This window comes from Gemmatimonadales bacterium, assembly GCA_036265815.1.
In the GTDB taxonomy this organism is placed as follows: domain Bacteria; phylum Gemmatimonadota; class Gemmatimonadetes; order Gemmatimonadales; family GWC2-71-9; genus CAVVWJ01.
The window spans coordinates 1-13,353 of the sequence record DATAOI010000071.1 but is presented as its reverse complement, the minus strand read 5'-3'; the positions used below and the strand labels follow the sequence as shown (position 1 = coordinate 13,353).

General features: G+C 68.7%; 8 protein-coding genes. 7 read left to right on the top strand and 1 reads right to left on the bottom strand.

The window, feature by feature from the left end; all coding sequences use genetic code 11:
- The first annotated feature begins 95 nt into the window (after positions 1 to 95).
- On the top strand, positions 96 to 629 hold the full coding sequence (locus tag VHR41_15250) for a hypothetical protein (GenBank protein HEX3235554.1): 534 nt from the start codon (positions 96 to 98) through the stop codon (positions 627 to 629).
- Between the two features lie 244 nt (positions 630 to 873).
- Positions 874 to 1,194, top strand: coding sequence for a hypothetical protein (locus tag VHR41_15245; protein ID HEX3235553.1), 321 nt, complete (start codon positions 874 to 876; stop codon positions 1,192 to 1,194).
- Between the two features lie 88 nt (positions 1,195 to 1,282).
- Here the strand turns inward: VHR41_15245 and deoC are convergent, their stop codons facing one another.
- Positions 1,283 to 1,987, bottom strand: coding sequence for a deoxyribose-phosphate aldolase (gene deoC / locus VHR41_15240; GenBank protein HEX3235552.1), 705 nt, complete (start codon positions 1,985 to 1,987; stop codon positions 1,283 to 1,285).
- A 103-nt stretch (positions 1,988 to 2,090) separates the two neighbouring features.
- Here deoC and ptsP point away from each other — a divergent pair, with 103 nt between their 5' ends.
- From ptsP to VHR41_15215, 5 genes are all read left to right on the top strand, one after another.
- The gene (ptsP, locus tag VHR41_15235) at positions 2,091 to 4,640 is read left to right on the top strand and encodes a phosphoenolpyruvate--protein phosphotransferase (GenBank protein ID HEX3235551.1); all 2,550 of its coding nucleotides are present in this window, start codon (positions 2,091 to 2,093) and stop codon (positions 4,638 to 4,640) included.
- Entirely contained in the window at positions 4,637 to 6,436 is a 1,800-nt protein-coding gene (gene ptsG, locus VHR41_15230) for a PTS glucose transporter subunit IIBC (protein HEX3235550.1), read from the top strand. Before ptsP ends, ptsG begins: the two co-directional genes overlap by 4 nt.
- Positions 6,433 to 8,103: an alpha,alpha-trehalase TreA gene (gene treA / locus VHR41_15225; protein ID HEX3235549.1), complete on the top strand. Its 1,671-nt coding sequence runs from the start codon at positions 6,433 to 6,435 to the stop codon at positions 8,101 to 8,103. Before ptsG ends, treA begins: the two co-directional genes overlap by 4 nt.
- Before the next feature lie 399 nt (positions 8,104 to 8,502).
- The gene (locus VHR41_15220) at positions 8,503 to 11,187 is read left to right on the top strand and encodes a TonB-dependent receptor (GenBank protein HEX3235548.1); all 2,685 of its coding nucleotides are present in this window, start codon (positions 8,503 to 8,505) and stop codon (positions 11,185 to 11,187) included.
- A 112-nt stretch (positions 11,188 to 11,299) separates the two neighbouring features.
- On the top strand, positions 11,300 to 13,353 hold a 2,054-nt coding region (locus VHR41_15215; protein HEX3235547.1), incomplete at its 3' end, for a hypothetical protein.

The window sequence follows — 13,353 nt, the reverse complement described above, 5'->3', positions numbered from 1 at the left end:
CTCTCTCACAACATCCGGCAGCTTCCTCCAGGCCCACTCGGGCGCACGCCGGACCATGCCGGCCTTCGGCAACCAACCCGTTTTTGCGAGGCACCATGCGTACCCGACTGCTTGCCACGCTTGCGCTTCTCATGTCTATCGGCGCTGCTCCTCTGGCCGCCCAGCACGCGCAGACTCGTGAGGGCTTCTGGTTCGGCGCGGGCCTGGGCTTCGGCTCGCTGGGCTGCGAGGGTTGCGGTGGTGACCGCACCGGCGGCGCCAGCGGCTACGTCAAGCTCGGCGGCACCCTGAATCCGCACCTGCTGCTCGGTGTCGAAACGAACGGCTGGTACAAGAGCGAGAGCGGTGTGAGCCTCTCCCAGGGCAGCCTCACCGGCGCCGCGTACTGGTACCCGTCCCTCAACAGCGGGTTCTTCGCCAAGGGCGGCGTCGGCTACGCCCGGCTGCACGCCGACACCGGCTTCGGCTCGGGCTCGGCCAACGGCTTCGGGATCCTTGCCGGTATGGGCTACGACATCCGCGTCGGCCGCAACACCTCCATTACCCCCGTGGCCAATTGGTTCCGCGGGAGCTTCGATGGCGGGTCGAGCGATGTGTTCGATCTCGGGCTGGGCATTACGCTCCACTAGGCGATTGGGGTAAGCAAAAGGGGGGCGGCTTCGGCCGCCCCCCTTTTTGCTTGCCGGGTCCGGCCATCTTGACGGTCCGAGAACAGCCCCTATACTGGGGCCACTCTCAGAAGCAGAGAAGCCCGGTGCAGGAGTGGAGGTCGCGCAGGTACCGGGTGGAGCCAATCGCGAAACCGGCTGAGCGAGGTACTGCTCGGCCGGCTTTTTGGTTTTCCACATCAGACCGATATCGATGGAGGCGCCCATGTACGCAACGATTCGGCGGTATACCCCCAAGGGCGGGCCGCTCGCCAAGAACAAGGTCCAGGAGCTTCAGCAGCGGATCGAGCAGACATTCCTGCCGATCGCCCAGGAAGTCCCGGGATTCCACTGTTATTATGTGCTCCGCGGGGAGAAGGACCTGGTCAGCATCTCCATCTTCGAGAGCCAGAGTGGGGCGAAGGAGTCCACCCGGCGGTCCGCGGAATTCGTCCGCAACGATCCGCTGAAAGATCAGCTGGGAACTCCCGAGATCATCGAGGGCGAGGTGCTGGTGACCAAGGAGTCCATGGTCGGCTCGCATTAGGCTCTTTCCGCTCTAGGCGTCGGACCAGTGGAGGCGCCGCCGGCCGCAACGGAGGCCGACCGGCGGTGCCCCCGCGCCGCCCGTGGAGTCAATCAGGCAGATACGGCGCAAAGCCCGCGCGTTCCCCCGGCGACAGCTCCTGAAACGCCTGCACGAACTGTTCGGTCCGCGTCGAGCCGAACCGGCGCGCCCCGGCCTCCAGGTAGGCCAGCACTTCGGGGATCTCCCGGATGCCTCCCGCGGCCTTCACCAGGCATCGGCCCTTCACCACCTGGTACATGAGGCGGACGTCGTCCAGCGTGGCCCCGCCGTCGGCATACGCGGTGGATGTTTTCACGAAGTGGGCCCCAGCCTCGATGATCCACTCGCAGGCGCGTTGCTTCTCCTCTGTCGTTAGGTAGCAGGTCTCGAGGATGACCTTCACCCGCCGGCCCTCGGCGGCCTGGACGACCCCGGCCACATCCCGGATGAACAACTGCCTCTCGCCGTTCTTGAGGGCGGGGATGTTCATCACCATGTCGATCTCCTGGGCGCCCAGCCCGAGGACCTCCCGGACCTGGTAGTCCTTCATCGAAGGCGTCTCGTTCCCGTGCGGGAACCCGACTACCGTGCCCACGAGGACGCCGGAGCCGCGCAGCACGCCGCGGGCGAACCGGACGTAGTGCGGCTGCACGGTGAGGGTGGCGGTCCCCAATCGGGCGGCCGTCTCGGCAAATCGCGCCACGTCGGCGCGGGTGGCGTCGGGGCGGACGATCGAGTGATCGAACAACTTGGCAAACCGGGAGACTTCCATGGCGGCATCACACATGTCCCAATATTATTTGGCTGATTGAGAGCAGGGCAGCCTGCCTGAGACTCGCAAGCTTCGCGCACACCTTGGTCCCCGCAGAGGTGCGATGACCTCCCCCTCGACCAGCCTGACCCTGCTGGCACCGTTGTCCGGCGTCATTGTGCCGCTCGAGCGAGTGCCCGATCCCGCGTTCGCGCGACGGCTCGCCGGGGATGGCATCGCGCTCGACCCGCTCGACCAGCGGCTCGTGGCGCCATGCGATGCGCGGGTGCGTCATGTGCATCGCGCGGGCCACGCACTCACGCTTTCGGTGTCGGGCCTCGAGGTCCTCATTCACGTCGGGCTCGACAGCGTGGCGCTGAACGGGCAGGGCTTCGAGCCGCGCGTCAAGGCAGGTGACGAGGTGCGGGCGGGCGATCTGCTCCTGACCTTCGATGCGGACTACGTGGCCAGGCATGCCAAGAGCCTCATCACGCCGGTCCTGGTGGTGAGCATGGATCGCGTCGCAGCGCTGCAGCCACGCACCGGACGGGTCGCCCGAGCGCGGGATCCGCTCCTCGAGGTGCGCCTCGCGACTGTCGGGGCTGAGCCGGCCGCCCGGGAGGAGGGACGCTCGGTCGACTCGGCCCCGATTGTAATCGCGATCGAAGATGGGTTGCATGCGCGCCCCGCCGCGACCGTCGCCGCGGCGGCTCGCCGTTTTGCCTCCGACGTTCGGCTGGTCAAGCAGGGCCGCGAAGCCAACGCCCGCAGCGTCGTGGCCATCATGATGCTCGAGGTCTGCCGGGGCGACACGGTGACCGTCGTAGCGCGGGGTGAGGACGCCGCTGCCGCGGTGGATGCCGTGGTGCAGGCACTTTCCCCGGCGTCCCCCGCTGCCCAAGTGACCGATCGGAAGCGGCCTGTCGGGGTCCCCGCGCCATCCGCGGCCCCGGTGCGCCCCAGCGGAGCGCCTGGCGGTCCGCTGGCCGGTGTGCCCGCCTCGCCCGGCGTCGCGATCGGCCGCGTGTTCCACCTGCGCCACACGGACGAGGTGCCGCAGGAGCGGGCCGCGGATCCCAGCCACGAGCGGCGTGCGCTCGACACCGCGATCGCGGACGCGCAGCGTCAGCTGAAGGTGCTCGAGCGGCGGCTCGCCGCCGAAGGCGATGCCGACCGGGGCGCGATCTTCGCCGCGCATCAGGAGCTGCTCGAAGACCCCGCTCTGCTGGACGCCGCCGCCGAGCAGATCCGGGAGGGAGCCACAGCGGCCTACGCGTGGCGGAAAGCGTACCTGGAGCAGTCGGACCGGCTGCTCGCGCTCCGCACAGAGCTGCTGGCGGGCCGCGCCGCCGACCTCCGCGACGTGGGCCGGCGCGTGCTCCATCTGCTCGTCGGTCGCGACGGCGCACTGCCTGAAATTCCCGCGGAGTCGATCGTCGTGGCCGAGGACCTGGCGCCTTCCGATGCGGCGACGCTGGATCGCACCCGGGTGCGCGGCTTCTGTACCACCACGGGCAGCGCCACCTCCCACGTCGCCATCCTGGCCCGGGGGCTCGGCGTCCCCGCGGTCGCCGGCATCGACCCACGCGTGCTCGAACTTCCATCGGGCGCCCGTGTGGCGCTCGACGGCGACGCCGGCACCCTCCGGCTCGACCCGTCGCCGGCGGAGGAAGCGGAGATCGCTCGGCGCCAGGCCTCCACCGCGCGGGTGCGCGCGGCGGAGCTCGCCGTCGCCGGGCAGCCGGCGGTCACCAGCGACGGCCATCGCGTCGAGGTCGGCGCCAACGTCGGTAGCCTGGACGAGGCGCGCCGGGTGGCCGCGGTGGGAGGCGAAGGCGTCGGTCTGCTGCGCTCCGAGTTCCTGTTTCTGGACCGCCACACAGCACCGACCGAAGACGAGCAGGCCGCCGCCTACGAAGCGATCCTGCGCGAAGTCGGACCCGAGCGCCTGGTCGTCGTGCGGGCACTGGATGTGGGCGGCGACAAGCCCCTGTCCTACCTGCCCGTCAGCGCCGAGGCGAATCCGTTCCTCGGCGAGCGCGGCATCCGCCTCCTGCTGAACCGGCCCGAGGTCTTCGCCGTCCAGGTACGGGCCATCCTGCGGGCGTCACGCGCCGGCAGGCTGGCCCTGATGTTCCCCATGATCTCGACCGTGGCCGAGTGGCGTGCCGCGCGCGAGCTGGTGGAGCTCCAGCGTCTCACCCTCGGGGCGCCGCCGGTGCCGATCGGCATCATGATCGAGACCGCGTCCGCCGCGCTCCTGGCCGACCACTTCGCGCAGGAGGCGGATTTCTTCTCGGTCGGGACCAACGATCTGACCCAGTACACACTGGCGATGGATCGCACCCATCCGGGCCTCGCGGCCCAGGTCGACGCGCTGCATCCGGCGGTACTGCGCCTGATCGAGCGGACCGTCGCGGGCGCGCACGCGCATGGCCGGTGGGTCGGCGTCTGCGGCGCGGCCGCCGGCGATCCGCAGGCAGTGCCCGTGCTGGTGGGACTGGGCGTGGACGAGCTGAGCGCGGCTGTGCCCCTGGTGCCCGCGGTGAAGGCCCAGGTGCGCGCCCTTTCGCTGGAGGAGTGCCGGGTCACGGCGCTGCAGGCTCTCGAGGCGGCCGATGGGGCGGAGGTGCGGGCCCTGGTGGCCGGGCGGCATGCGGGAGCGCCGGCATGAGACTGGGACGCACGGCTTTCGGCTGGCTGCAGAAGATCGGCAAGTCGCTGATGCTGCCGGTCTCGGTGCTGCCGGTAGCGGGCATTCTGCTCGGCGTCGGGAGTGCCAAGTTCACCTGGCTGCCGCCGGTCGTGTCCAACGTGATGGCGCAGGCGGGCGGCGCGGTGTTCGGCAACCTGCCGCTCATCTTCGCGATCGGCGTGGCCCTGGGTCTCACCGGCAACGATGGGGTCGCCGCGCTCGCCGCCGTCGTGGGGTTCGCGGTGATGGTGGCGACCATGGGGGTGATGGCGCCGCTGGTCGGCTACGAGCCGCGCACTATCATGGGCATCCCATCCATCGAGACGGGGGTGTTCGGCGGCATCCTGATCGGCGCCGTCGCCGCGATCCTGTTCAACCGATTCTACCGGGTCCAGCTCCCGGCGTATCTGGGGTTCTTCGCGGGCAAACGCTCGGTGCCGATTCTCACGGCGTTTGCCGCCGTGTTCGCCGGCATCGCGTTGAGCCTGGTCTGGCCGCCCATCGGCCGGGCGATCGATCACTTCTCCCACTGGGCCGCATCGGAGAACCCGGCGCTCGCCTTCGCGCTCTATGGCGTGGTCGAGCGCTCGCTGATCCCCTTCGGTCTGCATCACATCTGGAACGTGCCCTTCTTCTTCGAGGTCGGCCAATACGTCGACCCCGTCAGCGGCAAGATCATCCGGGGCGAGATCTACCGCTTCACGGCCGGGGACCCCACCGCGGGCAACCTCGCCGGGGGCTACCTGTTCAAGATGTGGGGCTTGCCCGCGGCCGCGCTGGCGATCTGGCGCACCGCGCGGCCGGAGAATCGCGCGAAGGTCGGCGGCATCATGGTCTCCGCCGCCCTGACCTCGTTTCTCACCGGCATCACCGAGCCGATCGAGTTCTCCTTCCTGTTCGTGGCGCCGCTGCTCTATGCCCTGCACGCGCTGCTGGCCGGACTCGCCTACTTTACCGCGATCGAGCTGGGGATCCGCCACAGCACGACCTTTTCGCACGGCCTCATCGACTACATCGTGCTCTTTCCGCACTCCTCGCGCGGGCTGTGGCTTCTGGTGCTGGGCCCGCTCTGGGCGGTGATGTACTACGCACTGTTCCGCACCCTCATCGTTCGGTTCAACCTCAAGACGCCGGGCCGGGAAGTGGAAGACGCGACGGCCGCCGCCGCAGTGGAGACGGGCGACTCGATGGCCGCCCGGCTGGTGGCCGCGTTCGGTGGCGGGGCAAACATCAAGAGTCTGGATGCGTGCATCACGCGCCTCCGGCTCGAGCTGAACGATGTCTCTCTGGCCAGCGCGGACGCGTTGCGGGCGCTGGGCGCGGCCGGCGTACTGCAGGTCGGCGGCGGGATGCAGGCCATCTTCGGCACCCGCTCGGAGAACCTGAAGACCGATATGGATGAGTACCTGCGGGCCGGCGGGGCGCCGGCGGTCGGACCTGCCCGGGCCGCGGGCACGCCTGCGCCTGCGCCTGCGCCTGCCGACGAGGTGAGCGCCCGGTTCACCTCGGAGGACCGCCAGCTCGCGGAGGCGCTGATCGCCGCGCTCGGCGGCCCCGAGAATATCGCGGCGGTCGAGTGCCGTGCGATCACCCGTGTGCGGGTCGAGCTCCGACGCGGAGCGGTGAACGAGGGCGCTCTGGAGACGGCAGGAGCCGCCGGCGTGCTGCGGGTCTCCGAGTCGGTGTTGCACCTGGTGCTCGGTGACCGCGCCTCCGCAGTGGCCGGAGCGATCGAGGACGAGCTGCGCGCTCCGGCTGCGCTCTCCCCGCCATGATCTTCCGCCGCCTGCTCCTCGCCTTCACGCTGGCCCTCGCCGGTGCCGGCTGTCAGCGTACCGCGCCGCCGGCCGCGCCGGGTGTAGCACCGGCGGCGGCGCCCGCCTCGCAGTACGATCCAGCCCACGATCTCGGGCCGCTGTTTCATGACGTGCAGATGGCAGGACTCTTTCCCGACTCCAAGACGTTCGTCGATTCCCGCGCGCTGGAGGCGCCTTCGGAGATCGCGCGGCTCTACGCCGGGCAGCGCGAGCGCCCGGGGTTTGACCTCCGAGCGTTTGTCGCCCAGCACTTCGAGCCGCCCCGACCGGCGGGTGAAGGCGTCGCGGCCGATACGTCGAGCTCGATGGAGCAGCACATCCGGCGGCTGTGGCCCGTGCTCACCCGGCCAGCGGACGCTCCCCAGCCCTATTCGTCGCTCATCCCGCTGCCGAATCCGTACGTGGTGCCGGGCGGCCGGTTCCGCGAGGTCTACTACTGGGATTCGTACTTCACCATGCTCGGGTTGGTCGAGAGCGGACGGACGGATCTGGTGCGCAGCATGCTGGACAACTTCGCTCACCTGGTCCGGACGGTCGGCCACATTCCGAACGGCAATCGGACCTACTATCTCGGCCGGAGCCAGCCGCCGTACTTTGGCGCCATGGTCGGGCTCTACGCCCAAGCAACCGACAGTACCAGGGCGTTGATCTACCTCGATGCGCTGGAGGCGGAGTACGCGTTCTGGATGGAGGGGGGCAGCCGGCTGGTGCCCGGGACGGCCAACCGCCGGGTCATCAGACTGCGCGATGGGACGCTGCTCAACCGCTACTTCGACGACATTCCCGAGCCGCGACCCGAGTCGTACCGTGAGGATTTCACCCTCGCCCAGTCGGTGCCGGAGGCACGCCGAACGGCGCTCTACCGTAACCTTCGCGCGTCGGCCGAGAGCGGATGGGACTTCTCCAGCCGCTGGATGCGCGATCCGAAGGACCTCCGCACGCTGGAGACGACCGAGCTGGCGCCGGTGGACCTGAACAGCCTGCTGTACCACACCGAGCGGACCATTGCCGCGCTCAGGCGGCTCCGCGGGCGGACGGGCGACGCCCAGATGGCCGCACGATTCGACCAGGCGGCGGAGGCCCGCCGTCGGGCGCTCCTGGCTGCGGCGTACGACCCGGAGACCGGGTTCTTCTACGATGTCCGCTGGCGCACGGGCGAGCGAGTCACCGACCGGCCGACCCTGGCCGCCGTGGTCCCCCTCTACTTCGGCCTGGCGACGCCGGACCAGGGTCGGGGCGTGGCGGCGCGCCTCGAGCACGACTTCCTCAAGCCGGGCGGGTTCGTCACCACCCTGGTTGCCTCCGGGCAGCAATGGGACGCGCCCAATGGCTGGCCACCGCTGGAGTGGCTCACGATCGAGGGGGTCCGGCGATATGGCCGTGGGGACCTGGCCGATCTGGCCCGTGAGCGCTGGCTCGGACTCAATCGCCGCACCTATCGCTCGGCCCGCAAGATGACCGAGAAGTACGACGTGGTGGACCTGAGCCGGCCGGCCGGCGGAGGCGAGTATCCCACCCAGGACGGGTTCGGCTGGTCCAACGGCGTCGCGCTCGCGCTGGCGGTGGAGGAGTGCGCCGCGCGGGCGCCGGCGGGCGCCGCGGGAGCCCGGCCAGACTGTGACTGAGGCAGAGACCAGTTCGGGGCCCCTGCCGCCGAAGCAGGTGCCAAGCTGTCCCGCCCCTTGCGTGTGTCGCCGGAGATGTGTAGAAGTGTGGGTGCTGACCGGCGCGTGTCGCGTCGGCCGAAGCTCGAGTCCGAGGCATGCGGTGGATTAATTCGAGCGGGCGTGTTGCCCTTCGGGGCCGCCCATGCGAGTAGTGCGAGAGCGGGGCTCGCTGGCCCCTTCCGGGGGTGCGTCACGCCCCCGCCGCTGCCTTTCGATGTTCCTCGTTGGTCCCTTCCGCCATCACCCGCCCCGATATCCCCTGCCTGACGCTGGTGCGGTGCGCTCGATCGCGGAGCCCCTGAGAGGATGGAGGATGCCGCTATGATCCGGAGATTGTGTTCTGGTCGACCCTCACTCATGAATCACCTGGCCGCCGTGGCGGTCGCCGCGGCGCTGGCGGTGCCCCTCGTCCGACCGTCGGTCGCGGCTGCCCAGGGCGCGGCGCAGGCCGGCAGCATCGCCGGGAAGGTGGTGGACGACAAGGGGGCGCCGATCGCCGGCGCGCAGGTGGCCATCCCGGGGACGACCGCGGGTGCGCAGACCGGCACCGGTGGAGACTACGTGATCGCCCGGGCCCCGGTTGGCAGCCAGACGGTGCGAGTGCGGATGGTGGGTTTCCGGCCCGATTCGGCCACCGTGACGGTCGCCGAGGGGCAGCGAGCCAGCCAGGATTTCACGCTCGCGAGGAATCCGCTGCAACTGCAGACCCTGGTCGTGACGGGAACCCAGACCCCTCGGATGAATCTCGATGCCAGCGTCGCCGTCACCTCGCTCACCTCGCGGGACATCCAGCGGGCGGTGCCACGGAGCACGACCGAGTACCTTCGCTATGTCCCGGGTTTCACCCGGGTCGAGAGCTCCGGCGGCGAGGTCAACGAGAACTACTCGGTGCGCGGCATTCTTGGTATTGAGTACGTGAACTTCCTGGAGGATGGGCTCCCGGTCTATCCCACCATGCACACGTCCTTCATGAATGCCGACAACCTCTTTCGAATCGACGAGAACGTTGATCGGATGGAGGTGGTGCGGGGCGGTGCGTCCGCCCTCTTCGGGTCCAACACGCCCGGTGCCATGATCAACCTGATCAACAAGACCGGTGGGGACGCGTTCGACGGTACCTTGCGCGCAACCGGCGCCACTCAGGGCCTTGCTCGTTTCGACCTCAACGCCAATGGGCCCCTGGGCCAGGACTGGCGGTTCAACGTCGGTGGCTTTTATCGCTACGACCACGGCGTGCGCGACCCTGGCTTTCCCGGCACGCGGGGCGGCCAAGTCAAAGGCAGCATCACCCGACTCCTGTCGAACGGGTACGTGCGCCTGTCAGCCAAGGTCATCGACGACCGCAACCAGTTCATTCTCGACCTGCCGTTCGTGAACCCGGGCGACCCGCAGTTCGTCTCTGGCTTCGGCGACTACGGCTCCTTCAACAGCGCCGAGGCGCTGAACCTTCGGGTCCCAACGCCGGTTGGTGATCTGAATCTTCCGCTTGATAACGGGATCATGACCCAGGGCCAGTGGTACACGGCCGACGTGGCGCTCGATCTGGCCGATAATTGGCGGATCCAGAATACCGCCCAATACATGCAGGATTATCAGGAGCACAATGCCCTGGTTCCGTCCAGCGCTGTTTCGGCGAGCACCTTCGCTACCACAGCCAAGGGCCAGGGCGGTCTGGGCTTCCCCGCCGGAACCACGCTCCAGCTGTTCTACACCAACGTATACGACGTGACGGGCAAGCAGCACCTCCCGTTCAGCACACCCAACGGCCTGGTTGCACCAGGGCAGCTGTGGCACGTCTCGAAGCCTCTCACGGCATTCCAGGACCAGCTCCAGCTCCGGCGGACCTTCGGTAAGAACACAGTGTCCTTCGGCACGTACTTTGCCAACTACACACAGGACAATCATTGGAACTTCACGCAGATTCTCACTGACGTCGGAGACCAGACGCATTTCCTCGATGCCGTGGTCACCCCGCCGGGAGGCACGCCGGACACCGTGACCAAGAACGGCTTCGTGAACCAGCTGTCCGGCTATAACAACGGGTCCGGTCAGACCAGCGTCATTTCTGGCGTGCTGGGCGGCGAGATCCAGCTCACCGACCAGCTCCGGGCCGACCTCGGCGTGCGGGGGGAGTACGAGAAGTACGTGCAGACCGCGGAGCAAACCTCTACTTTCGATCTGGACAACAATCCAGCGACGACCTTTAACAACGAAACGTTCGGGAATGGCAGCTTCCGGCACTTCGATCGGGGAATCTCAGATTGGTCGGCATCCCTGGGCCTCAACTACAAGCTCACGCCGAACTTCTCGCTCTACGCGGCCGGCGCGCGGGGCTACAAGATGCCCGCGCTGGATGAGTTCCTGAACGCGACGGCCGAGCAGCAGGTCGACCTGTTCGCATCGAGAGAGGTGCAGTCGGTCGAAGGCGGCGTCAAGGGCTTTGTAGGCCCGCTCGGATTCACTGTGGGCGGGTTCTGGACCAAGCTAAAGAACATCGTGAGCCAGGGTTTGGTGATCGACCCCGTTACCGGAGGATCGTCGTGGATCATCGTCCCCTCCCCACAGAACAAATCCTACGGCGCGGAGATTGAGCTGGTTGCGACTCCCGCCCGGGGCCTTCAGCTCCTGGGAAGCGCTACGATCCTCACGGCCAAGCTGGGCACCGGCGCTGGCGCTGACATCGGAAGCCGGATCAGCGGCGTACCCACGTCCATCGCCAACGCCGCGGCACTGTACTCGATCCGCGGATTGCAACTAAAGGCTGACTGGCACTGGGTGGACCGGCGACCAGTGGATGTGAAGGCCGGCGTCTCACTCCCGTCCTACAACTATTTCAACCTCGGGGCCGGCTATGCGCTCAGCACCGGCACGACCATCAACGTCGACCTGCTGAACGCATTCCAGGGGAAGGGGCTGGAAGAAGGCAACCCCAGGCTGGTGAGCACGGGCCCGGTCTTTCTCGCCCGGCCCATCTTGCCTCGCCGGTTCCAAGTGTCTGTGTCGTACGACCTCGGACGGGCAGTCGGACCAACGCAACGGTAGCCGCAGCCTTAGGTTGCGTCCGGGGTGAAGCCGGATGACGGCGAGAGCGGTCGCGGCACTGACAGGGCTGTGGTGCATCGCCGCTCCCGCCTTCGCTCCCCTCGATGCGCAGATGACGAGAGGGGAGGCGGTGGCCGATTCCGCCTTCCTGCTCGGCACCAACGATCCAAGTCGGCTACCCTCACCCTTCCTGGGCAACGGGCATCTGAGCCTGATGGTGCCCGCGCTCGGGATGGGTGAGTCGAACTCCTTCCTGGCAGGCGTCTACGAGCACGCCCCGGGCGACGTGCCGCGCATTGCGGCGGTTCCGGTCTGGGATGCGATCGCCGTCTTTGATGGCGACGGGTGGCTCGAGGCGACTCCGCCGCCGGACAGTGCCGTGCACGGCAATCGATGGGTCGAGGCGATCCCGCCGGCGGCCAGCGCCCTGCCCGGCTACCACCAGGTCGTGGACATGCGCACCGGAACGGCGCGCACCAGCTACGACTGGGTGAACGGGACCCGGCGGACGGGAGTACGGATCGAGACGTTCATCTCCCGCGCCAACCCCCATCTTGCGGCAACCCGGCTCGAGCTCACACCCCGCCAGCAGGGCCGGGTGCGCGTGCGATTCGCGCTCGCCGGGCGGAAAGCCCCGCGGCGGCTGGCCCTCGACCGACTCAAGCGGGTCGAGCCGGGCTGGGGACCGGCGGACCTCTGGTATCCGGGGCGCATGGTCGTTCGCTCCAGGGCCGCGGCTCCCGGTCCTGGCGGCGGACGACTCTCCATGACCTCGACTCCCGAGGGCCGCACCACCACCGTGGCGGAGGCGGCTGCGGTCTCCTGGCCGGCCGACCTGCCCGGGGCGAAGACCAGGACCGTCGCCTCGGGGGACTCGGCCCTGCTGGAGGTCGCCTTCGATGCCTCCGCCGGCACGAGCTACCAGTTCGCCCAGACGGTGAGCGTGCTGTCGTCTAGCGATGGGGCAGCCGCGCTCGCCCAGGCCACTCGCGCTGCCGACACGGCCAGGTCGCGCGGCTATGACAGCCTGGCCGCGGACAACGCGCGGGCCTGGCGCCGCCGCTGGGAAAGCGATATCGAGATCGACGGTGATCCCGCCCTGCAGCAGGTCGCCCGCTCGATGCTGTTCTATCTCCTCTGCAGCGCCGACTCCGGCACGGCCCTCGGCATCCCCCCGATGGGGCTCTCGAGCGCGGGCTACTACGGGCATATCTTCTGGGACTCCGACACCTGGATGTTCCCCTCGCTCCTCCTCACCCACCCGGATATCGCGCACTCGATGGTCGCCTTCCGCGCCCATACCCTCGCCGCCGCGCGCAGCCGGGCGCGGGCGAACGGCTTTCGCGGCGCGATGTATCCCTGGGAAGCGGACGAGCGAGGCCAGGAGACGACGCCACGCTTCGCCGCACAGAACGCCAGCTCCGAGATCCACGTGACCGGCGACGTCGCCCTGGCCCAGTGGCAGTACTACCTGGCCACTGGCGACTCCGCCTGGCTGGCGAACGAAGGCTTTCCGGTGATCCGGCAGACCGCCGAGTTCTGGATGAGCCGCTCGGTGTACGACCGGGCCCTCGACCAATACCATATCAAGAACGTGGTATCGGTGGCCGAGGGCTTGATCGGGGTGACCGATGACGCGTACACCAACGCGGTCGCGCGGCTCAATCTGCAGATCGCCGCGGCCGCTGCCAAACGGCTCGGCAAGCCCCCCGACCCACGCTGGATCCACCGCGCCAGCAGGCTTCATCTCCCCTACGATTCGGCGAGCCAGTACTTCCGCACCTACGAAGGCGCGCCCGATTCGACCCTGGGCGACGTCACCCCGCTGCTGAGCTACCCGCTCGGTCTCCCGATGAGCGCCCGGGCCAAGCGGGCCCAACTGGAGCAGGCCGCGCGCAAGCTCCTGGCGAAGGGGCCCGGCGCGATGATGGGCTCGACCCTGCTGGCGGTCGACGCGGCGGAGCTGGGCGACCGGCGGATGATCGACTCGCTCCTGCCTCACAGCTACCAGGGCCATCTCAAGGGCCCGTTCCACATGCTGTCGGAGACGCCCACCAACGACGCGGTGGACTTCGTGACCGGGGCTGGTGGCTTTCTGCAGCAGCTGATCTTCGGCTGGACCGGTCTGCGTGTGGGGGAGCACGGGCTGGAGCCGGCCTTTCCGCC